Annotated in this window: 20 protein-coding genes and 1 riboswitch; of the genes, 11 read left to right on the forward strand and 9 right to left on the reverse strand. The window is 66.5% G+C overall.

Annotated features, from left to right (window positions below):
• Positions 1–157 precede the first annotated feature (157 nt).
• Complete coding sequence (locus AC5P7X_RS18310; protein WP_329843204.1) at positions 158–850, reverse strand: response regulator transcription factor; 693 nt, start codon at positions 848–850, stop codon at positions 158–160.
• 150 nt (positions 851–1,000) lie between these two features.
• On the opposite strand from AC5P7X_RS18310, the gene AC5P7X_RS18315 reads away from it, so the two are divergent.
• The gene (locus AC5P7X_RS18315; protein ID WP_329843205.1) at positions 1,001–1,996 is read left to right on the forward strand and encodes an alpha/beta fold hydrolase; all 996 of its coding nucleotides are present in this window, start codon (positions 1,001–1,003) and stop codon (positions 1,994–1,996) included.
• Positions 1,997–2,104: 108 nt separating this feature from the next.
• Here the strand turns inward: AC5P7X_RS18315 and AC5P7X_RS18320 are convergent, their stop codons facing one another.
• The 3 genes from AC5P7X_RS18320 to metX are packed head-to-tail and all read right to left on the reverse strand — an operon-like array spanning position 2,105 to position 5,432.
• Complete coding sequence (locus AC5P7X_RS18320; protein ID WP_206620453.1) at positions 2,105–3,172, reverse strand: homoserine dehydrogenase family protein; 1,068 nt, start codon at positions 3,170–3,172, stop codon at positions 2,105–2,107.
• A complete protein-coding gene (locus tag AC5P7X_RS18325; protein WP_171957562.1) occupies positions 3,169–4,404 on the reverse strand; it encodes an O-succinylhomoserine (thiol)-lyase in 1,236 nt (411 codons plus the stop codon). The genes AC5P7X_RS18320 and AC5P7X_RS18325 overlap by 4 nt, the downstream gene beginning before the upstream one ends.
• A complete protein-coding gene (metX, locus tag AC5P7X_RS18330) occupies positions 4,401–5,432 on the reverse strand; it encodes a homoserine O-succinyltransferase MetX (protein ID WP_005418400.1) in 1,032 nt (343 codons plus the stop codon). Before metX ends, AC5P7X_RS18325 begins: the two co-directional genes overlap by 4 nt.
• 76 nt (positions 5,433–5,508) lie before the next feature.
• Positions 5,509–5,627, reverse strand: a riboswitch (SAM riboswitch).
• A gap of 147 nt (positions 5,628–5,774) precedes the next feature.
• Here metX and AC5P7X_RS18335 point away from each other — a divergent pair.
• The 4 genes from AC5P7X_RS18335 to AC5P7X_RS18350 all read left to right on the forward strand — a co-directional run bounded on the left by AC5P7X_RS18335 (position 5,775) and on the right by AC5P7X_RS18350 (position 11,229).
• Positions 5,775–6,659, forward strand: coding sequence for a M23 family metallopeptidase (locus AC5P7X_RS18335; protein ID WP_053499608.1), 885 nt, complete (start codon positions 5,775–5,777; stop codon positions 6,657–6,659).
• 66 nt (positions 6,660–6,725) lie between these two features.
• Positions 6,726–8,330 carry a peptide chain release factor 3 gene (locus AC5P7X_RS18340; RefSeq protein ID WP_053499606.1) on the forward strand — a complete coding sequence of 535 codons (1,605 nt, stop codon included), beginning with the start codon at positions 6,726–6,728 and terminating at the stop codon, positions 8,328–8,330.
• A 204-nt stretch (positions 8,331–8,534) separates the two neighbouring features.
• The gene (trhA, locus tag AC5P7X_RS18345; RefSeq protein WP_005418403.1) at positions 8,535–9,173 is read left to right on the forward strand and encodes a PAQR family membrane homeostasis protein TrhA; all 639 of its coding nucleotides are present in this window, start codon (positions 8,535–8,537) and stop codon (positions 9,171–9,173) included.
• Positions 9,174–9,255: 82 nt separating this feature from the next.
• On the forward strand, positions 9,256–11,229 hold the full coding sequence (locus AC5P7X_RS18350; protein WP_329843207.1) for an AsmA family protein: 1,974 nt from the start codon (positions 9,256–9,258) through the stop codon (positions 11,227–11,229).
• 509 nt (positions 11,230–11,738) lie between these two features.
• Here AC5P7X_RS18350 and AC5P7X_RS18355 read toward each other — a convergent pair.
• The 3 genes from AC5P7X_RS18355 to mtgA form a co-directional block, all read right to left on the reverse strand.
• The gene (locus AC5P7X_RS18355; RefSeq protein WP_005418405.1) at positions 11,739–12,170 is read right to left on the reverse strand and encodes a CBS domain-containing protein; all 432 of its coding nucleotides are present in this window, start codon (positions 12,168–12,170) and stop codon (positions 11,739–11,741) included.
• Positions 12,130–13,149, reverse strand: coding sequence for a glycosyltransferase family 2 protein (locus AC5P7X_RS18360; RefSeq protein ID WP_053499604.1), 1,020 nt, complete (start codon positions 13,147–13,149; stop codon positions 12,130–12,132). Before AC5P7X_RS18360 ends, AC5P7X_RS18355 begins: the two co-directional genes overlap by 41 nt.
• A gap of 61 nt (positions 13,150–13,210) precedes the next feature.
• Entirely contained in the window at positions 13,211–13,960 is a 750-nt protein-coding gene (mtgA, locus tag AC5P7X_RS18365; RefSeq protein WP_329843208.1) for a monofunctional biosynthetic peptidoglycan transglycosylase, read from the reverse strand.
• Between the two features lie 77 nt (positions 13,961–14,037).
• Between mtgA and hslO the strand changes: the two genes are divergently transcribed.
• From hslO to AC5P7X_RS18380, 3 genes are all read left to right on the forward strand, one after another.
• The gene (hslO, locus tag AC5P7X_RS18370; RefSeq protein WP_053499600.1) at positions 14,038–14,931 is read left to right on the forward strand and encodes an Hsp33 family molecular chaperone HslO; all 894 of its coding nucleotides are present in this window, start codon (positions 14,038–14,040) and stop codon (positions 14,929–14,931) included.
• A 116-nt stretch (positions 14,932–15,047) separates the two neighbouring features.
• Positions 15,048–15,896: an XOO1806 family protein gene (locus AC5P7X_RS18375; RefSeq protein WP_005418409.1), complete on the forward strand. Its 849-nt coding sequence runs from the start codon at positions 15,048–15,050 to the stop codon at positions 15,894–15,896.
• A gap of 371 nt (positions 15,897–16,267) precedes the next feature.
• Positions 16,268–19,156, forward strand: a complete 2,889-nt coding sequence (locus tag AC5P7X_RS18380) for a TonB-dependent receptor plug domain-containing protein (protein WP_053496147.1) — start codon at positions 16,268–16,270, stop codon at positions 19,154–19,156.
• Positions 19,157–19,297: 141 nt separating this feature from the next.
• Here AC5P7X_RS18380 and AC5P7X_RS18385 read toward each other — a convergent pair whose 3' ends face one another.
• Positions 19,298–19,900, reverse strand: coding sequence for a TetR/AcrR family transcriptional regulator (locus AC5P7X_RS18385; protein WP_005418411.1), 603 nt, complete (start codon positions 19,898–19,900; stop codon positions 19,298–19,300).
• Between the two features lie 153 nt (positions 19,901–20,053).
• Between AC5P7X_RS18385 and AC5P7X_RS18390 the strand changes: the two genes are divergently transcribed.
• The 3 genes from AC5P7X_RS18390 to AC5P7X_RS18400 all read left to right on the forward strand — a co-directional run bounded on the left by AC5P7X_RS18390 (position 20,054) and on the right by AC5P7X_RS18400 (position 23,989).
• A complete protein-coding gene (locus AC5P7X_RS18390) occupies positions 20,054–20,971 on the forward strand; it encodes an alpha/beta fold hydrolase (protein WP_329843210.1) in 918 nt (305 codons plus the stop codon).
• A complete protein-coding gene (locus AC5P7X_RS18395) occupies positions 20,968–23,445 on the forward strand; it encodes an acyl-CoA dehydrogenase (RefSeq protein WP_005418415.1) in 2,478 nt (825 codons plus the stop codon). Before AC5P7X_RS18390 ends, AC5P7X_RS18395 begins: the two co-directional genes overlap by 4 nt.
• A 76-nt stretch (positions 23,446–23,521) precedes the next feature.
• Complete coding sequence (locus AC5P7X_RS18400) at positions 23,522–23,989, forward strand: hotdog fold domain-containing protein (RefSeq protein WP_005418417.1); 468 nt, start codon at positions 23,522–23,524, stop codon at positions 23,987–23,989.
• 134 nt (positions 23,990–24,123) lie between these two features.
• Here the strand turns inward: AC5P7X_RS18400 and AC5P7X_RS18405 are convergent.
• On the reverse strand, positions 24,124–24,223 hold a 100-nt coding region (locus AC5P7X_RS18405; protein ID WP_495215207.1), incomplete at its 5' end, for an IS3 family transposase.

The following is a 24,223-nucleotide window of genomic DNA, read 5'->3' on the forward strand; positions in this document are numbered from 1 at the left end:
CATGCGCAGTCGCGCCTCCACCTCAGGCGCCGCACTTGCGCCCGGCAAACGTAGAAGCTGCACAGCGATGGGTCACGCACGCCGGCTCACCGGTTCCTCACCCCTTCTTCACCAAGCAGCATTGCGGTGGCCAACAACAAGAGCCCAGAACGCGGGGTCAGGACACCAGAAGGACGTAGCCCTCGCCGTGCACGGTAGACAGCGGCAGCGGCTCGCCACTGTTCCGCAGCACCTTCCGGCGCAATCGGCTTATCAAGGAGTCGAGCCGGTGCGGATCAAAGTTGAAGACGTCCGGTGTCAACGCAGCGATCAGCCGCTCGCGCGAAACAACAGCACCGGAGGATTCAAACAGGCATTGCAGGGTGGCGCGTTCATTGCGGCTGAGCGCAATGTCGTCGCCCTTCGGGGAAAGCAGCTTCCATGCGCCACAGTCCAGCCGCCATTGCCCCGGCCCGCAGGCAGCCGGCCCGCGATGCAGCAGCCGCCGCCCGAGGCTGAGCAGCGTTGCGGCAAGAACGTCCATGTCGACAGGCCTGGCCAGATAGGCATCGGCGCCGTGTACCAACCCGCGGACCTGATCCATGCGCCCCTGGCGCCCGGTCAGGACCACAAGACCGATTGCAGGATGTCGCCATCTCAGCCCCTGCACCACTGCAAATCCATCGCCGTCTTCCAGGTCGACGCCCATCACCACGATATCGGGCAACCAACGGGCCATCAGCTCATCGATTTCCCGCATGCACGCACAGCCCGCCACATCGAATCCCTGCGCGAGCAGGCGCGGCACCAGGACGCGCTCGCGGGCAATTGCCTCTTCCTCCAGCACAACAACACGCAGCAACACGTCCACTGTTTTCCTCATGGCCTCTCGCCGAAGATGACGCGGGCTTGATCGTAGACACTTGCTTTCCACATGCAGCTAGGACCAGTCTCAATGCACAGTGCTCTACCTGTGGCGTGCGATCAGGCCGTCACCACATCCTGTCCCAAGGAGATCGCCATGCGCATGTTGATTGCCGCCCTGCTTGCCTGCCTTCCGCTGCCCGCCCTGGCCACGCCCACCTACGGGCCGCGGCTTGAGGGCTTCGATTACGGCTATCCGGTCAAGACCTTCGCGCTGGAATCGCAGTGGCAGCCGCTGGAGATGGCCTACCTGGACATCGCGCCGAAGAAGTCGCCCATCGGCGTGGTGGTGCTGCTGCATGGCAAGAATTTCTGCGCGGCCACCTGGAAGGAATCGATCAAGCCCCTGGTTGCCGCCGGCTATCGGGTGATCGCTCCGGACCAGGTCGGCTTCTGCAAATCCAGCAAGCCCGAGCGCTACCAGTACACGTTCGCACAGCTGGCAGCCAATACCCATGCCCTGCTGCAGCAGCTGCAACTGGGCGACGTGCCGGTGCACCTGGTCGGGCATTCGATGGGCGGCATGCTGGCCGTGCGCTACGCGCTGATGTACCCGCAGGACCTGCGCAGCCTGTCGCTGGTCAACCCGATCGGACTGGAAGACTGGAAGGCGCTGGGCGTGCCCTGGCGCAGCGTCGACGCGTGGTATGCCGGTGAAATGAACATCAGCTACGACAGCATCCGCCGCTACCAGCTGGATGTGTACTACGACGGCAAATGGAAGCCGGCCTACGAACCCTGGGCGCGGATGCAGTCAGGCATGTACGAAGGGCCCGGCAAGCAGGCCGTTGCATGGAGCCAGGCGCTGGCCTCGGACATGGTGTTCAACCAGCCGGTGGTCTACGAACTGAAGAACCTGCAGGTGCCGACCACGCTGTTCATCGGCCAGAAGGACCGCACCGCGATCGGCCGCGACCTGGCGCCGGCTGCGGTGAAGGCGACGCTGGGCAACTATCCAGCGCTCGGCAAGGCGGCGGCCGCAGCGATTCCCGGCGCGACGCTGGTCGAGTTCGCCGAACTGGGCCATTCGCCGCAGGTGCAGGACCCGAAGCAGTTCAACGCCGCGTTGCTGAAGTCCTTGAAGTCACGCTGACCGGCCGGGCGCCCCTGTAGAGCCGAGCCCACGCTCGGCTCATGCGACAGGATGGGGATTCTGTCAGGAGCAGCCGAGCATGGGCTCGGCTCTACAAGAACTGTGCGATCAGCCGACGATCCGCAGCACGTCATCCAGCAACGCGGCGGCGGTGACTTCCGCGCCCGCACCCGGGCCCTGGATCAACAGCGGCTGGCGACGGTAGCGATCACTGTGGATGGCGACGCGATTGTCGGTCCCCGCACCCTGCGCCAACGGGTGATCGGCCGGCAGCTCGCGCAGGCCCACCTGCGCACCCCCACCGTCAACACGGCCGACGAAACGCAACACGCGGCCGTTTTCGCGTGCCCGCCGCCAACGCGCCTGCAGCGGCGCATCCAGCTGCTCCAGCGCAGCCACTGCGCCCTCCAGCGGCAACGCGGCCAGCGTTTCAGGTACCAGTGAGTCCACCTGCACCTGCGAAGCATCCAGCGCCAGCCCGCTGCTGCGGGCCAGGATCAGCAGCTTGCGGCGCACGTCCTCGCCGGACAGGTCAAGTCGCGGATCCGGCTCGGTGTAGCCGGCCGCCAGCGCCTCGCGCACCGCCGCCGAGAACGGCGACTTGCCGTCATAGCGATGGAACAGCCACGCCAGCGAACCGGACAGCACGCCCTCGATGGCATGGATGTGATCACCACCGGCCACCAGTGCGCGCAGGCTGCTCAGCAGCGGCAGCCCGGCACCGACGGTGGCGCTGTCACCATAGCGCGCACCACTGTCGGCACAGCTGTCTGCAATGGCCTGCGCGCGTGACAGCTGCGCACCACGGCCCAGCTTGTTGGCTGTCACCACATGCACGCCGCGCGCCAGCCACTGCACGTGACGTGCGGCCACGTCTTCGCTGGCGGTGGCATCGACCACCACATCGCCACGCTCCAGCCCTTCGGTGCTGGCCCACGCCGGCGAACTCTGGCCATCGCGTGGCGCACGTCGCGCCAGTTCCAGCGGCAACGCCAGGTCACGATCGATCTCCAGCGCAGTGCGCGAGTTGGCAAGCCATTGCACGCTCGGCAGTTCCAGCCCGCGAGCCTGCAGCGTCTGGTAGCGCTGCACGAAGGCCGAGCCGACTGTGCCAGTACCGAGCAGCGCCAGGCGTCCCGCGCCCAGCGCTGGAATTTCAGCAGCGAGTGCGCTCATGCATCCACCACCTGTTTGCGGCGTGCGGCCGCATCGATCACGACTTCGGCGCGCTGCAGCGCGGCACCGAGATCGGCCAGCAGGTCGCGCTCGGCCTCGATGCCGACCGACAGACGCAGCAGCCCTTCGCTGATACCGGCCGCTGCGCGTGCTTCGGCGGTCATCGCCGCATGGGTCATGGTCGCCGGATGCGCGATCAGGCTTTCGACGCCGCCCAGCGATTCGGCCAGGGTGAAGCAGCGCAGGCCATCCACGAATGCGCGCACTGCCGCGTGCGGATCTTCACCGGCGCAGTGCGCAAGCTCGAACGACAGCATCGCGCCGAAACCGCTCTGCTGGCGCGCCGCGATGGCATGGCCGGGATGTTCGGCCAGGCCCGGGTAGTACACCGTGCCGACCGCCGGATGCTGGTCCAGCAGGGCAACGATCGCGGCGGTATTTTCCTGGTGCACGCGCAGGCGCGCATCCAGCGTGCGCAGGCCACGCAGGGTCAGGAAGGCATCGAACGGTGAACCCGTCAGGCCCAGCGCGTTGCCCCACCACACCAGCTGCTCGTGCACTGCCGGATCACGCGCGACCACTGCCCCGCCCACCACATCGCTGTGGCCGTTGATGTACTTCGTGGTGGAATGCAGCACCAGGTCCGCACCGAACGACAGCGGTTGCTGCAGCGCTGGTGACAGGAACGTGTTGTCGACCACCACGAGTGCGCCGGCCTTGTGCGCGGCATCGATGACGAAGCGCAGGTCGGTGATGCGCAGCAGCGGGTTGGACGGCGTTTCCACCAGCACCAGCTTCGGCTGGGTGGCCAACGCTTGTGCCAGTGCGCGTGGATCGGTCAGGTCGGCGGTGACCAGTTCAAAGTGGCCCTTCCGGGCCAGCGCATTGAACAGGCGCCAGCTGCCACCGTACGCATCGTGCGGCACCACCAGGGTATCGCCCGGCTGCAGCAGTGCGTTCAGCACCAGGTTGATCGCGCCCATGCCGGTGGCGGTGACCACACCACCGACGCCCCCTTCCAGTTCCGCCAACGCCTCACCCAGCAGGTCGCGGGTCGGGTTGCCACTGCGCGTGTAGTCGTACTGGCGCTTGTTGCCGAAGCCTTCGAAGCTGAAGTTCGACGACAGCACGATCGGCGGCGTGACCGCGCCATGCGCGGTGTCCCGATCGATGCCCGCACGGACGGCGGCAGTGGTGCGACTACAGGACGGCTCGTTGGCGTGCAGGCTCATGCGGACTCTCCAGAGGTGCGGAAGGCGGTGGCGAGGATCGCGTCGATGCGATCGGTTTCTTTGAGGAAGGCGTCGTGGCCATAGGGCGAACGCAGCACGCGCAGGCTGCCGCGCGGGCCCAGCCCTTCGACCAGGCCGACCAGGTCGGCCAGCGGCACCAGGCGGTCGCCCTCCACGGCCACCACCACGGTCGGCGGCAGGATCGCGGCGGGGTCGACACGGTGCAGGTCGATCGATTCGGACAGGCGCAGGTAGGCGGTCACCGGCGTGCGCGCGACGTACTGCGCGCCGGCGGCGTCGAGGTAGTCTTCGGCGGCCACGCGCACGCGGCCATTGATGACCTCCGGGGCAGCGTCGAAGCGCTCGCCGAATTCTTCCGGGGTGCGGTAGCTGAGCATGGCGAACTGCCGGGCCAGGGCCAGGCCGTGGTCTTCGCCGCACTGCAGCTGGCCCAGCGCAACCGCGCGGCGCTGCAGCGCGCGCCACGCGGCGGCATAGGGATGCGGGCGGTGCGCGCCGCTGGCCAGCACCAGTTGGCGCACGCGGGCGCGGTGACGGATCGCGAACTGCTGGCCGACCAGCGCGCCATACGAATAGCCGACGAAGGCCTTCAGCGTGCGGATGCCGAGATGGTCCAGCAGCAGCGCCAGCGCATCGGCCTGGTCGGCAGTATCGATCGGCACATCCAGTGCACCGTCGGCACCGATGAAATCGAAGGCCAGCACGCGCAGCTGCTGCGGGTCGAGCGCGCGGCCGGTACCCACAAGCGCTTCGGCCCAGCCCTTCTCGCTGAACTGTGCGTTGGACGCCACGTGGCGATGGGCGGAAATGCCACCGGCCAGCACCACCACCGGCGCGTTGGCCGGGCCCACCCACTCATAGCGCAGGCGCACCGGGCTGGGGCCTGCATGGCGCATCGACAGCACCGCGGCGAACTCACCGCGCTCGGCGTGCACGCGGTCTGCGACCGGCACGCTGACGGGGACGAAGGGCTCGGGGCGAATGGCGGTACTGGCAGCGAAGCTCATGGCGGGATCCGGTTGGGGAATCGGCCATCGAGCCTTCGCGGGCCCGCGTTCGAGATGCACGTGGGGTGCATGGTTCGAACCATCTTTCGGTGGACGCCACGGTCCCCGCAGGATTTGGCACCTACGCAGACGCTAGCGCGCCTGCGGGCTGCCCCGGCTTCAAAGGGCCTGTCCCTCTGCCGGTCTCGATGGTGGAGCCACGATGCCAGCCCTTTCCGGCACTGTCAATCCCTTCATGCGGATAAAGCGATAGATATTTCCAGAATCAGTCTGCGAGGGCCGTCCCGGTCGCCCCGTTCAGGATCGGGTACAGTCCCGGCGGTCCTCTCGCTGGAAACGCCGATGCCGCGCCTGCCCCTGTCCTGCCTGCTGTTGCCTCTGCTGGCGAGCGCGACCGCACACGCCGGCGACTGGCGCCAGGGCTGGGGACTGGCTCCCCCTTCCGCGCCTGCCACCCGCGCAGGCAGTGCCGAGGGCGCCGCCCCCATGGCCCGGTTGCGCCTGCAGCCGGTCGGTACGCAATGGCAGGCGCGGATCGACAACGGGCTGGCAGGGCCGCTGCAGATCCAGCTGCGCGCCGCCCCCGGACACCCGGTCGAAGGCCTCCCGGTCGAGTCGCTGATCCAGGGCGACAGCAGCCTGGTGGTCGGCCACCTGCCCGCCCCGATCGATGGCCGCCTGCTGGATCTGCGCCTGCAGTCGGTGCCGGGCAACCCTGCCGCACAGGCCGAAGATGTCGGCTATCGCCTGCCGTTCGATGCGGCCCGCCTGCGTGTGGACCAGGCGCCGCAGGGGCGATTCAGCCATGACGACGAGGAGAACCGCGACGCGGTCGACTTCGCACTGCCGGAGGGCACCCTGGTGCTGGCCGCGCGCGAGGGCACGGTGATGCAGATCCAGGATGGCTTCCGTGGCAACGGCCAGGACCGCGAGCGCGATGGTGCCCGTGCCAATTTCGTCCGCGTGCTGCACAGCGACGGCAGCATGGCCCTGTACGGCCACCTCCAGGCCGGCGGCATGCGCGTGCGCCGCGGCCAGGCGGTGGGAGCCGGACAACCGATCGGCCTGTCCGGCAACAGCGGCTACAGCACTGCGCCGCACCTGCACTTCGTGGTGCAGGTCAACCGCGGCATGGGCCTGCGCTCGGTGCCGGTGCGCATCTTCGCCGGGCAGGGCCAGCTGCAGTTCGCCCGCCACGGCGAGGCCGACGGCGGTATCGGGCGCTGACCGGCCCCGGCCGGTATAATCGGGCGCTTATCTCTTTGAAAAGCGCCCCGGGCGGGCGCCACTGCCATGTCCGAAGTCGCCATCGAAGCGTCGCGTCGCCGCACCTTCGCCATCATTTCCCACCCTGACGCCGGCAAGACCACGCTGACCGAAAAGCTGCTGCTGTTCGGAGGCGCGATCCAGATGGCCGGTTCGGTCAAGGGCCGCAAGGCCGCCCGCCACGCCACCTCCGACTGGATGGCGCTGGAAAAGGAACGCGGCATCTCCGTCACCTCCTCGGTGATGCAGTTCCCGTACGAAGGCAAGATCGTCAACCTGCTCGACACCCCTGGCCACGCCGACTTCGGCGAGGACACCTACCGCGTGCTGACCGCAGTGGACTCGGCCCTGATGGTGATCGACGTAGCCAAGGGCGTGGAAGAGCGCACCATCAAGCTGATGGAGGTGTGCCGCCTGCGCGACACCCCGATCATGACCTTCATCAACAAGCTCGACCGCGAGGGCAAGGACCCGATCGAGCTGCTGGATGAAGTGGAGACCGTGCTCGGCATCCAGTGCGCGCCGGTCACCTGGCCGATCGGCATGGGCCAGCGCCTGAAGGGCGTGGTTCACCTGCTGACCGGCGAGGTGCACCTGTACGAACCGGGTCGCAACTTCACCCGCCAGGACTCGACCATCTTCCCGTCCATCGATGCGCCCGGCCTGGCCGAGAAGATCGGTGCACAGATGCTGGCCGACCTGCGCGACGAACTGGAACTGGTGCAGGGCGCCAGCCATCCGTTCGATCTGGACGCTTACCGCGCCGGCAAGCAGACCCCGGTGTTCTTCGGCTCGGGCGTGAACAACTTCGGCGTGCAGCCGCTGCTGGACTTTTTCGTCGAGCATGCACCGTCGCCGCAGGCGCGAACCACCACCGGCCGCGAAATCGCACCGGAAGAGAACAAGCTGACCGGCTTCGTGTTCAAGATCCAGGCCAACATGGACCCGCAGCACCGTGACCGCGTGGCATTCATGCGGGTCTGTTCGGGCCGTTTCAGCGCCGGCATGAAGACCTTCCACGTGCGCACCGGCAAGGAAATGAAGCTGGCCAACGCGCTGACCTTCATGGCCAGCGACCGCGAGATCGCGGCCGAAGCGTGGCCCGGCGATGTGATCGGCATCCACAACCACGGCACCATCTCCATCGGCGATACCTTCACCGAAGGCGAAGCGGTGACCTTCACCGGCATTCCCAACTTCGCCCCGGAACTGTTCCGCCGCGCACGCCTGCGTGATCCGCTCAAGCTCAAGCAGCTGCAGAAGGGCCTGGCCCAGCTGTCCGAGGAAGGCGCGACCCAGTTCTTCCGCCCGCTGACCAGCAACGACCTGATCCTGGGTGCCGTCGGCGTGCTGCAGTTCGACGTGGCCGCCTACCGCCTGAAGGACGAGTACGGTGTGGAAGCCACCTTCGAGCCGGTCAGCGTGACCACTGCGCGCTGGGTCCACTGCAGCAACGAGAAGAAGCTGGAAGAGTTCCGCGAGAAGAACGCGCTCAACCTGGCGCTGGATGCGGCCGGCCACCTGGTCTACCTCGCTCCGACCCGGGTCAACCTGCAGCTGGCCCAGGAACGCTCGCCGGATGTGCGTTTCTCGGCCACACGCGAAGCGGCGCACACCGTTTCGGCAGGCTGATGCCACGGGGTCGGATCCCTTTCCGCAGGAAAGGGCTCTGACCCCTGCAGTGCCGGGCGTTCATCCACGCATGGCGTGGATCTACCATGGACCCGGCGCAGGCCGGCAATTCATCGACCATACGGTGACGGGCGTGCACGTGCCGCCCATCGCGGCGATGATAGGGGGGTGCGGGTCCCCCTCCCCGCGAACGATGCCTACGCCATGTCCACGACTTCCGTTGCTTCGATCCGCGAAGAAATCGCCAGCGCCCTGACCCATGGCCTCGGTGCCGTGCTCGCCTTGGGCGCCGGCGCGGTGCTGATCACCCTGGCCGCAATCTACAGCGATGGCTGGCAGCTGGCCGGCGCCATCGTGTTCGGCATCGCGCTGCTGCTGCTGTACACCGCGTCCACCCTGTACCACGCCATCCAGCACCCGGTCGCCAAGGGCCGGCTCAAAGTGTTCGACCACTGTGCGATCTACGTACTGATCGCCGGCACCTATACCCCATTCACCCTGATCGGCCTGCGCGGCCCGTGGGGCTGGGGCCTGTTCGCCGCGATCTGGACCCTGGCCCTGGCCGGCGTGGTGTTCAAGCTGTTCTACACCGGTCGCTTCAAGCGCCTGTCCACTGCCATCTACGTGGCCATGGGCTGGCTGGTGATCGTGGCGGTCAAGCCGATGCTGGCCTCGATCGACGGCTGGACGCTGGGCTGGCTGCTGGCCGGCGGCCTGTCCTACACGCTGGGCACCTATTTCTACCACCGCGAATCGATTCCCTATTCGCATGCGATCTGGCACCTGTTCGTCATCGGTGGCAGCGTCTGCCACTTCGTCGCGGTCACCATGCAGGTGCTGTAGCACCGGCCCGTGCGTGGCGCGTGCACGCCGCGCACATGGACGCTTCGCGCCCCGTCCACGATGAGGGGGCAACCATGGCAGCGTGAATGCCGCCGCCTCCCCTGCCACAAAGCGCACGAACCGCTGGCGCCTGCGCAGCCCCGGCCCGCGAGGCCGGCGCTGGCTGACGCTGCTGATCTTCCTGCTCGCGGCGATCCTGGTACTGATCGCACTGTGGGACTGGAACTGGTTCAAGGGCCCGGTCGAGCGCGCCGTGCAGGCCCGTACCGGCCGCGCACTGCACATCGGCCATCTGGATGTCGACCTCGGCCGGACCAGCACCATCCGTGCCGATGCGATCACCTTCGCCAATGCCGGTTGGGCCAGGCAGCCGAACATGGCCTCGGCCGACCGCGTCGAGATCGATGTGCGCGTGTGGCCCCTGCTGCGCGGCAGCGTGCAGCTGCCGGAAGTGCGCCTGACCCGACCGGACGTGCTGCTGGAAACCGCCCCTCGCAAGGGCGAACCGGGCAACTGGGACTTCCTCGGTGACAGCGCTGGCGGCACCAGCCCGCAGCTCAAGCGCCTGCGCATCGACGACGGCCGGCTGCAGTTCCTCGACGCACCGGGCCGTACTGATATCCGCGTGGGCGTGCGCAGCGGCCAGCCGAAGCAGGCCGATGCCTCGCCGCCGCTGCTGGTGCAGGGCAAGGGCCACTGGCAGGGAAACCCGTTCACCCTGCAGGGCGGAACCGAATCACCGCTGGAACTGACCAACAGCGACCACCCGTTCCGCATCCACCTCGACGGACGCGCCGGCGCCACCCACGCGGTGGCCAGCGGCACGCTGACCAATCCGTTCCAGCTGCGCGTGTTCGACCTGCAGTTCGCACTCAGTGGCCAGGACCTGGCCGATCTCTACCCATTGCTCGGCATCGCCATTCCACCGTCCCCGCCCTACGCGCTGAACGGACGCCTGAAACGCGACCACGACCTCTGGCGTTACGACGGTTTCACCGGCAAGGTGGGCGACAGCGACCTCGGTGGCAGTCTTCAGTTCGAGGTGGGCCGCGACCGTCCGCGGCTGACCGCGACGCTGGAATCCAAGCGCCTGGACTTCGATGACCTGGCCGGCTTCGTCGGCGCGCCGCCGAAGACCGGCGGCGGCGAAACCGCCAATGCGGAGCAGAAGGCCGAGGCCGCACGGGTGGCCGCGCGCGCGCGCGTGCTTCCGGACACGCCCTACAGCCTCGGCAAGCTGCGTGCGATGGATGCCGATGTGCGCTGGAAGGCCCACCGCATCAACGCACCGTCATTGCCATTGGACGACATGGATGCCCATCTGCTGCTGGATGACGGGGTGCTGCGGCTGGCACCACTGAACTTCGGCGTCGCCGGCGGCGATATCCGCAGCACCATCCGCATGGACGCACGCCAGCCGCAGATCAGCACTGCGCTGAAGGCGAGCGTGCGCGGCGTTCAGCTGGGCCAGCTGTTCCCCGATGCCAAACTGGCCGAACAGGCCAAGGGCGGCATCGGCGGTGAGGTGGACCTGAGTGGCCGCGGCAATTCGATCGCCGCGATGCTCGGCAGCAGCAGCGGCAAGGTCGGCCTGGCGATGGGCCGTGGCCATGTCGGCAACCTGGTGATGGAGCTGGCCGGCCTGGATATCACCGAATCGCTGAAATTCCTGGTGACCGGCGACAAGCAGATTCCCCTGCGCTGCGCCTTCGCCGAGTTCGGTGTGCGCGACGGCCTGATGACCAGCCAGGCGCTGGCGGTGGACACCACCGACACGATCCTCATCGGCGAAGGCACCGTCAGCCTGCGCGACGAAACCCTGGACCTGCTGTTGAAGCCGCGCCCGAAGGACAGGAGCATCCTGGTACTGCGCTCGCCGCTGCACATTGCCGGCACGTTCAAGGACCCGTCGTTCCGCCCGGACTTCAAGGCGCTGGGCATCCGCGGAGTGGTGGCCCTGGCACTGGGCAGCATCGCCCCGCCGGCGGCCTTGCTGGCGACGATCGAACTGGGGCCGGGCAAGGATGCCGACTGCGGTGGGCAGTATGCGAAGTAGAGTTACAGCGTTGTTCGCGGCGCCTCTTTTCCCGCGCGTAGAGCCGGAGCAAGGCGACAGGCAGGACACGCCGTAAATACGTCCCTGTAGGCTCGGTCGGCGCATCCATGCGCCTCACGGTCCTGCCTGCCGCCTTGCTCCGGCTCCGGACAGTTTCCTGCGCGCGCGGAACGAGAGCGAAATTCAAAGTCAAAAAGAAAAAAGCAAAGTCAAAAGCTGTTGCCAACCAAGGTTGGCGGCTACCAAAGGCGAGGCACAGCGCATGTACGCACCGCGCTCGCGGAAATGTTCCAGAGGCGGAGGGCATGGGCGTGCAGGACCGTTGGCGCCATGGATGGCGCCATCGAGCCTACAGGGACGTACTTGCGGCGTGTCCTGCACGCCCATGCCCTCCGCCTCCCAACGTATCAGGAAGGCGCTGCTTTGGCTTTGGCTTTGGCTTTGGCTTTGGCTGTGGCTTTGAGCTTCGAAAAGCGGGCCGGCGGGCCGCAGGCCCGCCAGCGACACCCTCACCCGGCGACGATGTACTGCTGCAGTTGATCCAGCTCCCGCCGCTGCGCATCGATCACCGACTTCACCAGGTCGCCGATGGAGATCACCCCCAGCACCTGCGCGCCCTCCACGACCGGCAGATGGCGGATGCGATAATCGGTCACCAACTGCAGGCAATGCTCCACCTGCTCGCCCGGCGACACCGTCACCACCTGCGACGTCATGATCTCTGCCACCGCCGTATCGCGCGAAGAGCGATCACGCAACACGATCTTGCGCGCGTAATCACGCTCGGACAGGATTCCCACCAGCCGCGGGCCGTCCATCACCAGCACCGCACCGATGCCCTTTTCCGCCATCAACCGGATCGCATCGATCACCGCCGCATCCGGCGCGACCGCGTGTACTTCAGGAGACTTGCCGTCCAACAGTTGCCGTACCGTGGTCATCTGCCTGCCCTCCCAGGGTGGGTTGCGGGACCGAGTCTGCCACGGACGATGCTAGCCAGGCGTCAACCAGGTACAACGGCCGCTGCTTGGACTCCTCGTACAGCCGCCCCAGGTACTCGCCGATCAGGCCAAGCGCGATCAGCTGCACGCCGCCCAGGAACAGGATCACCGCCATCATCGTCGGCCAACCCGCCACCCGGTCGCCATACAGCGCCGCCTTCACGATCACCCACAGGCCGAACAGGAAAGCGACGGCCGCGGTTGCCAGCCCGAGGTAGGTCGCCGCCCGCAACGGCACGGTCGAGAACCCGGTAATGCCTTCGAGGGCGAAATTCCACAGCCGCCACAGGCTGAACTTGCTGGTGCCGGCCACGCGCGCGTGGCGGTGGTAGGGCACGGCGATCCGCTTGAATCCCACCCAGCTGAAAAGCCCCTTCATGAAACGGTGGCGCTCGCGCATCCCGCGCAGGGCGTTCAGCGCGCGCGGTGACAGCAGGCGGAAGTCCCCGGTATCGGCCGGAATCGGTGTCCGCGACAGGCGGCCCATCACCCGATAGAACATCGCTGCCGTGGCGCGCTTGATCCAGGCCTCGCCATCGCGGGCCATGCGCGTGCCGTAGACGTTGTCATGACCTTCGCGCCAGCGCGCGACGAACTCCGGCACCAGCTCCGGCGGGTCCTGGCCGTCGGCATCGAGGATCATCGCCGCACCCTCGTGCACCAGATCCAGGCCGGCGGTCAGCGCCGCTTCCTTGCCGAAGTTGCGCGACAGCTTCAGCGCCGATACGCGTGCATCGGCCTGGGCCAGCCCGGCGATCACTTCCCAGGTACGGTCATGGCTGCCGTCGTCCACATAGAGGATGTGACCTTCGATGTCGGGCATGCCGTCGAGCACCGCGCACAGCCGTGGATGCAGCAGCGGCAGTGCCAGGGCCTCGTTGTAGGCGGCGATGACGAAGGTAAGCCGTTCGCGGGTCATGCCCGGATTGTACGTTGCCGGCACGCGCCCGGCCCGTCGTTCGCCAATTGCAGCGCCGGGCTCAGTCCTCCGACAGATAGGACGCACCACCCAGCTGGCGCGCCTGGCGTTGGATCCACGCGGCCCGCCGCTGCACATACGGCCCAGGCTTTGCCGCGTTGTAACGACGCGGTGCCGGCAGTACCGCGGCCAGGCGCGCGCTCTCGGCCGGGCTCAGCCGGGCAGCATCCTTGCCCCAGAATTTCTGCGCTGCCGCTTGCGCGCCATACACACCATCACCGAATTCGGCAATGTTGGCGTACATCTCCAGGATCCGCTCCTTTGGCCACAGCGCCTCGATCAGCACCGTGTACCAGACTTCCAGGCCCTTGCGGACCCAGCTGCGGCCCTGCCACAGGAACAGGTTCTTGGCCACCTGCTGGCTGATCGTGCTTGCGCCGCGCAGGCGCCCGCCCCTGGCGTTGTGGTCGCGCGCCTTTTCGATGGCCTGCAGGTCGAAGCCGTTGTGGTCGGGGAAGCGCTGGTCTTCGGCCGCCACCAGCGAGATCGGCAGGCTCGGCGCCATCTGGTCGAGGTCGCGCCACTGGTAATGCAGCCGATAGGACCAGTCGGCCTCGCCCAGCGCCTCGCCATAGCGCCACAGCATCACCATGGACACCGGCGGGTCGATGAACCGCAACACCAGCACCTGCAGGCAGCTGAAGGCGGCCAGCAGCACCGGCAGCCACAGCAGCCGCTTCCAGCGCCAGCGTCGCCGGCGCGGCGCGGCCACCACCGCCTCTACCTTGTGCTGCTCTCCCGCTGCCCCCATTACTGGTGCATCCTTCTTCTGTCTGGTTGTCGGCGCATTATCCGGCAACCGCCCCCGTTTACGCGCGATGTGAGCCGATGACCGCCAATCCCGATTCCCTGATCCGTTTCCTGCTCCCCGACGCCGGCGTGCGTGGCGTGCATGTGCACCTGCAGGCCACCTGGCAGGAAATCCTGTCCCATGCCGCTTACCCGGACGCCGCTGCCGAACTGCTTGGCGAGGCCTGCGTCGCCTCGGCGCTGTTCACCGGCCACACCAAGATCGACGGGCGCCTGTCGGTGCAGTTGCGCAGCAGCACCGCGCTGCGCACCCTGTTCGCCGAATGCACCGCCGCCGGAACCCTGCGCGGTATCGCCCAGCTCAGCGAGGGTGGCGACGCACCGCGTGACCTGTCCCGCCTCGGTGATGACGCAATCCTCGCCATCACCATCGAGAACCCCGGCTTGGACCCGCGCGAGCCGCAGCGCTACCAGAGCCTGGTCGCGCTGACTGCGCCGGAACTGGACGAGGCCTTCGAGGACTACTTCCGCCAGTCGGAGCAGCTGCCGACCCGCCTGCTGCTGGCCGCCGACCGCAACGGTGCCGCCGGCCTGCTGCTGCAGAAGCTGCCGGGCGACGAAGGCGACGAGGATGGCTGGGCCCGCACCAGCGCCCTGTTCGAAACCCTGGGCAAGGCCGAACTGCTGGCGACCCCGGCCGAGCAGCTGCTGCACCGCCTGTTCCACGAGGAGCGGCCGGAACTGCTGGGCGGCAAGCCGCTGTCCTTTGCCTGCTCCTGCTCGCGCGAGCGGGTGGCCGGCATGCTGCAGTCGCTGGGGGAAGAGGAGGCCCGCGCGGCCGCCGAGGCCACCGGCGCCGTCGAGGTGCGTTGCGAATTCTGCGGGCGTGAGTATCACTTTCCATTGACGGAGTTCGGCATACTGTTCCACGGCGCCCAGGGGGCTGTAGCGGCGCCTGAACGACTTCAGTAAACGGCAGTCTTGTACCTGGGGAGGATCAAGGCTTGTTAAGAATTCATAAACACCCTAGGATCGAGTTCCCGTCCCCACGGGAACTTCCGTTGTCCGTCCCTGTCTGAACTGGTCCGATGCGTACCTTCCTGCGTCTACCGCTGGCCCTGCTGATCGCCCTTGGCGCGATCACGGGCGTGCATGCGCAGAGCAAGGACACCCGCACCGTGCTGCCGGTATGGAACAAGGGCAGCGGCAAGGTCGAGGCGCTGCTGTACCTGGAGCCGACCGGCGAACAGGCAGCCGGCGCCCGCTGGCATTTCGGCCGCAATTCGCTGGACGCGGCCTTTGGCCTGTCCTCCGGCGATTCGCTGGGCCTGCTCTGCAACAGCAGCAGCGGCACCAGCATCAGCGGCCTGGCCAGCCATTGCATGCTGGCCAGCCTGGGCGACGAGGATGATCTGAACAGCCGTCGTTTCAGTGGTACCGCCGCGCTGAACCGCGGCAACAGCCGCCTGGGCATCACTGCCGGCACCGGCCGTGAAACCCTGCCCGCCTGGTTGGCGGGCCCGAACAAGACGCCCTCGCTGCGCGCCGAGCAGAACGATCTGACCGTGTTCGCACAGAAGAACATCGGCCGCGAAGGCTTCGTCTCCATCGCCGGTACCTACGCCAAGGCACGCCTGGTACCGCTGGCCGACGCTTCGCCGGCCATCGTCGATCGCTGGGACAGCAAGAGCCTGAGCATCGGTGCCGGTTACGGCAACTTCACCGGCAGCATCATCGGCCGCGTGGTCGACGTGCCGGGCAAGCCCGGCAAGTGGGAAGGCCTGGGCATCGGCCTGACCTGGCGTACCCCGTGGTCCGGCCAGCTGACCGTCGGCGCCGAGAATGTGATCAGCCGCGGCAAGAATCCATTCTCCCCGCGCAACGAAAGCAACGACGACGGCACCGTGCCGTACGTGCGTTACGAACAGGATCTCTGATCCCCTATCAGGTTCAGCAACGATATTCCCGAAGGCGCCGAAAGGCGCCTTTTTTGCATCTGCGTGCCTGGCTCGCACTTGCATGAGCGGTATCGACCGCAGAGCGTATCGACATATTGGGATACATATCAGTCGAAACTTTTTTCATCATTCTGCGTTAACAAACGAGGCAGATCATCATAACCATACCAGCAACTCGTTGATTGGGCTTGGAAAAGCGCGTTTTTACCAAAATCACAGACTTCATTAACACAGCTTTAATTCTTGGCGAACGCCCGTTACTATCGGATCAGCCTCGCGATTTGGGAGCGCTTTTTCGCTCCCCCGCCGGGCATTAACCCCAGCCAAGATTTCTTGGAGAGAGAGAGCCAATGAAACTCAAGTCCAGCCAGCTGCGTGACGCAGTTGTGATCGCGCTTGTCGCCGGTGCCACCACCGCGACGGCCCACGCCCAGGAAGCCACCAACCTCGACCGCATCGAGGTCACCGGTTCGCGCATCCGTCAGGTCGATACCGAAACCGCCCAGCCCGTTCTGAGCATCAGCCGTGCTTCGATCGAGAAGAGCGGCTTCAAGACGGTTGCCGACGTCCTGCAGAACATCTCTGCCGCCGGCAGCCCGGCCATCAGCCGTTCCGAGCCGCTGTCCTCCGGCGAAGCCGTCGGTGGCTTCTACATCGACCTGCGCAACCTCGGTGCCGAGCGCACCCTGGTGCTGGTCGACGGCAAGCGCCTCGGCGCCAGCGTCAGCGGCCTGCAGGACGTGTCGCAGATTCCGTCGGCCATCGTCGAGCGCATCGACGTGCTGAAGGACGGCGCCTCGTCGATCTACGGCTCCGACGCGATCGCCGGCGTGATCAACATCATCACCCGCAAGAACTTCCAGGGCCTGGAAGCCAACGCCTACGTCGGCCAGTACGGCGAAGGCGACGGCCAGAAGAGCAGCTTCGACTTCGTGGCCGGCTTCACCGGTGATCGTGGTTCGGTCACCATCGGTGCGGAATACGCCGAAGAAAAGGCCGTCTGGGCCAAGAATCGCTGGTTCAGCAAGTCGCAGCGCACGGATCGCCACCCGGACCGCGGCTGGACCCCGGTCAGCCAGTGGGGCGCGGTCTATGACGTCAATGATCCGAATGCACCGTTGCTGACGCTGAACCGTGGTGGAAATCCGTTCGATCCGAACGCCTATCACGAGACCGACCTCACCCCGATCACCGGTGACGTCAGCAACTCCAACGAGCAGATGCACCTGCTGACGCCGACCAAGCGTCGTTCGGTGTTCGCCAACGTACAGTACGACCTGACCGACAACATCCGCTTCGTCTCCGACCTGCTGTACACCCGTCGCGAGTCGCAGGCACAGGTCGCCGGTTATCCGCTGCAGTCGGCCGACTATGAGCGTCAGCTGGGTACCGTGCTCTCGCAGGACAGCTACTACAACCCGTTCGGCACCGACATGGGCTTCATCCGCCGTGGCTGGGAAGTGCCGCGCCTGTCGACCAACAAGCTGACCACCTTCCGCTTCACTGGCGCCCTGCAGGGCAGCTTCCAGTTCAATGACAAGTACTTCGACTGGGAAGCCGGCTACATCTACCAGAACTCGGAGAACCTGCAGACCCAGACCGGCAACTACAACATGCTGGCGGTCACCCAGGCCACCGGAGCGTCGTTCCTCAATCCGGCCACCGGCCGCGTCGAGTGCGGCACGGCCGCCGGCCTGGCCGCGGGCACCAACCCGATCTATGGCCCGGGCCCCGGCGGCTGCATTCCGTGGAATCCGGCCATTCCGTACGGCCGTACCGGCGACGGCGGCCTGACCGGCAACCCTGCCCTGCAGCAGTTCCTGTTCCCGACCACCAAGAACACCGGTGAAGTCACCACCAAGACCTACTACGCGAACATCGCCGGCAGCCTGTTCACCCTGCCCGCCGGCGACCTGGGCTTCGCGCTGGGTTACGAGTACCGCGAAGACAAGGGCACCTACGTTCCGGATGCGCTGTCACAGTCGGGCTACTCGACCGATCTGGCGGCCGGCCCGACCGGTGGTGGCTACAACGTCAACGAAGTGTATCTGGAGCTGAACGTTCCGATCCTGGCCGACCTGCCGGGTGCCAAGGAACTGAGCTTTAACGCCGCATCGCGCTACTCGAAGTACAACACCTTCGGCAACACCACCAACAACAAGTTCGGCCTGAAGTGGAAGCCGATCGACCAGCTGCTGGTGCGTGCCACCTATGCCGAGGGCTTCCGCGCACCAACCATCGACAATCTGTACGGTGGCAGCTCGCAGACCTTCGCCTACTTCACCGATCCGTGCGATACCGATTTCGGCCTGGCTGCCAGCGATCCGGCCACCGCCCAGCGTTGCGCCGCCGCCCTGGGCGCGCTGGCCCCGAATTTCCGCCAGCTGAAGCAGGGTTACGTCCCGGCGGAAGGTCAGGATGAGCAGAGCCCGGTGCCGTTCAACGCCGTCTCCAACCCGAACCTGACTCCGGAAAAGTCCAAGTCCAAGACCGTCGGCCTGGTGTGGAGCCCGACCTTCGCCCAGGGCCTGAACATGAGCCTGGACTGGTGGAACATCAAGATCACCAACACCATCGTCACCGACGATCCGACCACCCAGCTCAACGACTGCTACGTACTCGGCATCGCCGACCGCTGCAACTCGTTCACCCGCGACGCAACCCGCGGCATCGTGACCAACCTGACCTACGCACCACGTAATGCCGGTTACCAGGAAACCGAAGGCTTCGACTTCGATGTGGCCTATCGCTTCGAAACCAGCAGCTGGGGCAGCTTCAACGCCAACCTGCAGAACACCTACGTCAGCAAGAACGTGCTGAAGACCACCAACGCGCAACAGGTGCCGGTGTCGATCCTCAACGGCTTCAGCAGCAACTTCCGCCTGCGTTCGAACCTGGTGCTTGGCTGGGAATACGGCGATTGGGGCATCACCTGGGGTACGCGCTACTTCTCCAGCGTGAAGGAACAGTGCTACTTCTCGACCGAGTGCAGCCTGCCTGACTTCGGCTCGCCGGATCCGGCACGCGACCAGCCGATGAACCGCCGTGGCGCCACCACCTTCCACGACGTCCAGGTCTCCTGGAACGCACCGTGGAATGCAACCATCGCCGTGGGCGCGCGTAACGTGTTCGACCATTACGGCCCGCAGATGTACTCGGCGCCGAACTCGCAGTACTCCTACTACGGTGGCTACGACATCGGTCGCTTCATGTACATGCAGTACAAGCAGAAGTTCTGATCGGGAACCTGATCAGCTGATGCAGCAACGGCCCCGAAAGGGGCCGTTGTTCTTTGTGCGCCATGGACGGGCGCTGGCCAGCGCACAACAAAAAAGGCCGCAGCATCGCTGCGGCCTTCCTTCGAGATCATTTCCGGGCGCTCATCCGTTCGGAATCAGCGTCTCGATCAGATGCTCGACGTACGCTTCGAAATCCTCGCGCGCCTGCTTGGGCTGCTGCAGCTGCAGCGACAACTGCAGGAAGCCGACATAAGCGGCGTACGCAAGGCGTGCGCGATGACGCGCATCGGTCGAGCTGAGGCCGGCCTGGCGGAACGAGGCGACCAGATAGTCGAGGCGACGCTGCGAGACCCGGTCGATCACCGGCCGCACCATCGGATGATCCAATGCCTTCAGCAGCTCGCTGTAGATGATGTGCGGCTGCACTTCATGCGCCACCATCTGGAACAGCTGGCGCAGGCGCACACGCGGATCCGGTACGTCTTCCAGGCTGCCGAACACCTGTTCCTGTTCGAACAGTTCCCAGCGTTCCAGCGCCGCCTGCAGCAATGCATCGCGCGAAGGGAAATGCCAGTAGAAACTGCCCTTGGTAACGCCGAGCCGCCGTGCCAGCGGCTCTACCGCGACGGCGCCGACCCCTTGTTCAGCAATCAGATCGAGGGCCGCCTGGGCCCAGTCTTCGGCACTCAGGCGGCTGTTGCGGCCGGCGCGCGGTTCGCCGGCGGAAGCGTCAGGTTGATTCATGGGCTGATTTAACCATACGCCGGGGTTCGTTGCAGTACGCGGTTGCGGTCGAAACCGTCGCAGGCCCCTCGGAAGGGTCCCTCCACGCGCATTCTGCAACGCACCATACCGTGCAGTATTGACTTCCCCTCGAAGCTCTCCATACTAGCAAGTATGGTTATGTCCCCAACTCCCGCTGCGTTCCATGACCTGCGCCTGGACGCCGCCCATGGCGCCCGCCTGGCGGCGACCGCCAGCGACCATGGCCGGCGCGGCCGGGTCCTGTTCGCCCATGGCTTCGGCCAGACCCGCCATGCCTGGAACGCCACTGCCCGCGCACTGAACGCGGCCGGCCTGCAGACGCTGGCCTACGACGCCCGCGGCCATGGCGATTCCGACTGGAATGGCACCGATCTGCCCTATCACGGCGAACAGTTCGCCGACGACCTGATCGTGCTGGCCGGCGAACAGCCGCGCCCGCCGGTACTGGTTGCCGCTTCGATGGGTGGCCTGTTCGGCCTGCTGGCCGAATCGCGCTGGCCGGGCCTGTTCTCGGCCATGGTGCTGGTCGACATCACCCCGCGCTGGGATACCGCGGGTGTCGAGCGCATCCTCGCCTTCATGACCGCCCATCCCGACGGCTTCGCCTCGCTGACCCAGGCCGCCGACGTGATCTCGGCCTACATGCCGCACCGGCCGCGCAAATCCGAGCAGTCGCTGCGTGCGCTGCTGCGCGAGGACGGCCACGGGCGCTGGCGCTGGCATTGGGACCCACGCCTGGTGGCCGAGCTGGCCCGCGACAGCGAACAGCACCAGGACGCACTGGCCGAGGCCGCACGCCAGGTGAAGTGCCCGCTGCTGCTGGTCAGCGGCGGCCGCAGCGACCTGGTCACGCCGCAGACCGTGGCCGAATTCCTGGCGCTGGCGCCGCATGCGCGCCATGTACAGCTGCCGCAAGCGACCCACATGGTCGCCGGCGATGACAACGACGCCTTTACCGCTACTGTGTTGGACTATCTGGACGTGTTGCCCGCAGCGGACGCTGCGGCTTCGTCCGCCACAAACGAGCACGTCACCGGAGCACGCTCATGAGCATCGTTCTTCCCTTCCTCGCCTTGCTGCTGGCAGGCGCCTTCGTCGCCTACCACCGCATGCGGCTGGTTACCTGGACGCTGATCAGCGTGGCCCTGCTGGCCGCCTGCTGGTTCATTCCCTACGTCAACCAGACCGCCACCATCGTCGCTGCGGCGGTGCTGGCGGTGATCGCCGTGCCGCTGCTGCTGCCGTTCATCCGCAAGCCGCTGCTGACCGGCCCGATGATGAAGGTGTTCCGCAAGGTGCTGCCGCCGCTGTCGCAGACCGAGCGCATCGCGCTGGAAACCGGTTCGGTCGGTTTCGAGGGCGAACTGTTCACCGGTGATCCGGACTGGAACATCCTGCTCAACTACCCCAAGCCGCAGCTGACCGCTGAAGAACAGGCCTTCCTCGATGGCCCGGTGGAAGAGCTGTGCACGATGGTCAACGACTGGGAAATCACCCACGTCCACGCCGACCTGCCGCCGGAGCTGTGGGCCTTCATCAAGAAGAACAAGTTCTTCGGCATGATCATCCCGAAGGAGTACGGCGGCCTGGGCTTCTCCGCGCTGGCCCACCACAAGGTGATCCAGAAGCTGGCCTCGGTGTCCTCGGTGGTCAGCTCCACCGTCGGCGTGCCCAACTCGCTGGGCCCGGGTGAACTGCTGGTGCATTACGGCACCCAGGAACAGAAGGACCAGTACCTGCCGCGCCTGGCCGATGGCCGCGAAGTGCCCTGCTTCGGCCTGACCGGTCCGTTCGCCGGCTCCGACGCCACTTCGATCCCGGACTACGGCATCGTCTGCAAGGGCGAGTGGAACGGCGAGCAGGTGCTCGGCGTCAAGCTGACCTTCGACAAGCGCTACATCACCCTGGCCCCGGTCGCTTCGCTGATCGGCCTGGCCTTCCGCATGTACGACCCGGATGGCCTGATCGGCGATACCCGCGACATCGGCATCACCCTGGGCCTGCTGCCGCGTGATACCGCCGGCGTCGAAATCGGCCGTCGCCACTTCCCGCTGAACTCGACGTTCCAGAACGGTCCGATCCGCGGCAAGGACGTGTTCATTCCGCTGACCCAGCTGATCGGCGGCGCAGCCATGGCCGGCAAGGGCTGGAACATGCTCAACGAGTGCCTGGCGGTGGGCCGCTCGATCACCCTGCCGTCCACCGCCAGCGGCGGTGCCAAGGCCGGTGCCGCCGTGACCGGCGCCTATGCGCGCATCCGCAAGCAGTTCGGCCTGTCGGTCGGTCGCTTCGAGGGCGTGGAAGAAGCGCTGGCCCGCATCGGCGGCAAGGCGTACAAGATCAGTGCGCTGTCGCAGGCTACCGCCGCTGCGGTTGACCGTGGCGATGTGCCGTCGGTGCCGTCGGCGATCGCCAAGTACCACTGCACCACCATGAGCCGTGAAGTGATCTCGGACATGATGGACGTGATCGGCGGCAAGGGCATCATCCTGGGGCCGCGCAACTTCGCCGGCCGCAGCTGGCAGGCCGCGCCGATCGCGATCACCGTGGAAGGCGCCAACATCATGACCCGCAGCCTGCTGATCTTCGGCCAGGGTGCGATCCTCTGCCACCCGTGGGTGCTGAAGGAAATGAAGGCCGCGCAGGATCCGGATACCCGTGCCGGCCTGCAGGAGTTCGACCGCAGCCTGTTCGGCCACATCCGCTTCGGCATCTCCAATGCCGTGCGTTCGTTCTGGTTCGGCCTGACCGGCGCGCGCTTCGGCGCCGCCCCGGGCGACGCCTACACCCGCCGCTACTTCCGCAAGCTGGACCGTTACTCGGCCAACCTGGCGCTGATGGCCGACATCTCGATGATGACCCTGGGCGGCAAGCTGAAGTTCAAGGAATCGCTGTCCGGCCGCCTGGGCGACGTGCTGAGCCATGTCTACATGACCAGCGCCATGCTCAAGCGCTACCACGACGAAGGTGCACCGCAGGCCGACCAGCCGCTGCTGGCCTGGGCCTTCCATGACAGCGTGCACAAGATCGAAGAGTCGCTGTCGGCCGCGCTGCGCAACTTCCCGATCCGTCCGATCGGCTGGCTGATGTGGGCGCTCATCTTCCCGTTGGGCCGTCGTGCCGAGGCTCCGGGTGATCGCCTGAGCCGCCGCGTCGCCGCCCTGCTGATGGCGCCGAATGAAGCCCGCGACCGTCTCGCCAATGGCGTGTTCCTGACCCCGTGCGAGAACAACCCGGGTGGCCGCATCAACAGTTACCTGAGCAAGGCGATCATGGCCGAGCCGGTGGAGCGCAAGTTCCTCAAGGCGCTGAAGAGCAAGGGCATCGAGGCGCTGGACTTCAAGGCGCAGCTGGACGAAGCCGTAGCCGAGGGCGTGATCACCCAGGACGAGCGCAGCCTGCTGGAAGAGCTTCGCACGCTCACCCTGGACACCATCACCGTGGACGACTTCGACACCCACGAACTGCGCGCGGCCAGCTACTACGACCGCCAGCACAAGGATCCGCATTCGCAGGCGGCCTGATCGCCCGCGACACGCGTTGCCTTCGACGGCGGGCCTCGGCCCGCCGTCGCGTTATCCGCCGACCGGAATACCCCTCATGTCCACGCCCCTGCTCTCGCTTTACCAACGCCTGCAGCGCTGGCCCGCCGGCACCTGGCTGTTCTCGCGCGCGGTGTGTTTCAAGGCGCCCTACTTCGCCAGCATCGCGCCACGCATCACCCGCCTGGAACACGGTCGCTGCGAAGGCACGCTGGCCGATCGCCGCAGGGTGCGCAACCACATCGGCACGGTGCACGCGATCGCGATGTGCAACCTGGCCGAACTGACCGCCGGGCTGATGGTCGACGCGTCGCTGCCGAAGGGCATGCGCTGGATCCCGAAGGGGATGCAGGTGCAGTACCTGGCCAAGGCCCGCGGCACGCTGCAGGCGGTGGCACTGCCGGCACAGCCCATTGTGGTCGCGGCCGAGGGCTATGCGCTGCCGGTGACGGTCAGCGTGCGCGACCGCGCGGGGACGGAAGTGTTCAGCGCGGTCATCGACATGTGGATGTCGCCGGCGAAGTAAATTCCCGCGAACGGCGCAGCCCCTCGTGGGTGGACGGTTATCGCGGAAAGCCTTGGTTTGGCTGGGGGCGGTGAGTTCGCGGGGGACGCCGTGAACCCATCCCTGAAGTGACCCCCGAGACTTGGACGGTGGGGTCAGGCGGCTGCTTGGGCCTGTTCCCGGTACTTTACCGGGCTTAGTCCCTTCAATTTCAATCTGATTCGCTCTTGGTTGTAGTACTTGATGTACTCCACC

It is taken from the genome of Stenotrophomonas sp. YJH_SMC_53 (genome assembly GCF_059369995.1).

What these genes read in the sequence shown, in the direction of transcription:
- AC5P7X_RS18315 (WP_329843205.1), top strand. Translation starts at nt 1,001, where the DNA reads ATGCGCATGTTGATTGCCGCCCTGCTTGCCTGCCTTCCGCTGCCCGCC.
- hslO (WP_053499600.1), top strand. Translation starts at nt 14,038, where the DNA reads ATGACCGCCAATCCCGATTCCCTGATCCGTTTCCTGCTCCCCGACGCC.
- AC5P7X_RS18380 (WP_053496147.1), top strand. Translation starts at nt 16,268, where the DNA reads ATGAAACTCAAGTCCAGCCAGCTGCGTGACGCAGTTGTGATCGCGCTT.
- AC5P7X_RS18385 (WP_005418411.1), bottom strand. Translation starts at nt 19,900, where the DNA reads ATGAATCAACCTGACGCTTCCGCCGGCGAACCGCGCGCCGGCCGCAAC.
- AC5P7X_RS18400 (WP_005418417.1), top strand. Translation starts at nt 23,522, where the DNA reads ATGTCCACGCCCCTGCTCTCGCTTTACCAACGCCTGCAGCGCTGGCCC.
- AC5P7X_RS18375 (WP_005418409.1), top strand. Translation starts at nt 15,048, where the DNA reads ATGCGTACCTTCCTGCGTCTACCGCTGGCCCTGCTGATCGCCCTTGGC.
- mtgA (WP_329843208.1), bottom strand. Translation starts at nt 13,960, where the DNA reads ATGGGGGCAGCGGGAGAGCAGCACAAGGTAGAGGCGGTGGTGGCCGCG.
- metX (WP_005418400.1), bottom strand. Translation starts at nt 5,432, where the DNA reads ATGAGCTTCGCTGCCAGTACCGCCATTCGCCCCGAGCCCTTCGTCCCC.
- AC5P7X_RS18320 (WP_206620453.1), bottom strand. Translation starts at nt 3,172, where the DNA reads ATGAGCGCACTCGCTGCTGAAATTCCAGCGCTGGGCGCGGGACGCCTG.
- AC5P7X_RS18395 (WP_005418415.1), top strand. Translation starts at nt 20,968, where the DNA reads ATGAGCATCGTTCTTCCCTTCCTCGCCTTGCTGCTGGCAGGCGCCTTC.
- AC5P7X_RS18390 (WP_329843210.1), top strand. Translation starts at nt 20,054, where the DNA reads ATGGTTATGTCCCCAACTCCCGCTGCGTTCCATGACCTGCGCCTGGAC.
- AC5P7X_RS18335 (WP_053499608.1), top strand. Translation starts at nt 5,775, where the DNA reads ATGCCGCGCCTGCCCCTGTCCTGCCTGCTGTTGCCTCTGCTGGCGAGC.
- AC5P7X_RS18340 (WP_053499606.1), top strand. Translation starts at nt 6,726, where the DNA reads ATGTCCGAAGTCGCCATCGAAGCGTCGCGTCGCCGCACCTTCGCCATC.
- AC5P7X_RS18325 (WP_171957562.1), bottom strand. Translation starts at nt 4,404, where the DNA reads ATGAGCCTGCACGCCAACGAGCCGTCCTGTAGTCGCACCACTGCCGCC.
- AC5P7X_RS18355 (WP_005418405.1), bottom strand. Translation starts at nt 12,170, where the DNA reads ATGACCACGGTACGGCAACTGTTGGACGGCAAGTCTCCTGAAGTACAC.
- AC5P7X_RS18360 (WP_053499604.1), bottom strand. Translation starts at nt 13,149, where the DNA reads ATGACCCGCGAACGGCTTACCTTCGTCATCGCCGCCTACAACGAGGCC.
- trhA (WP_005418403.1), top strand. Translation starts at nt 8,535, where the DNA reads ATGTCCACGACTTCCGTTGCTTCGATCCGCGAAGAAATCGCCAGCGCC.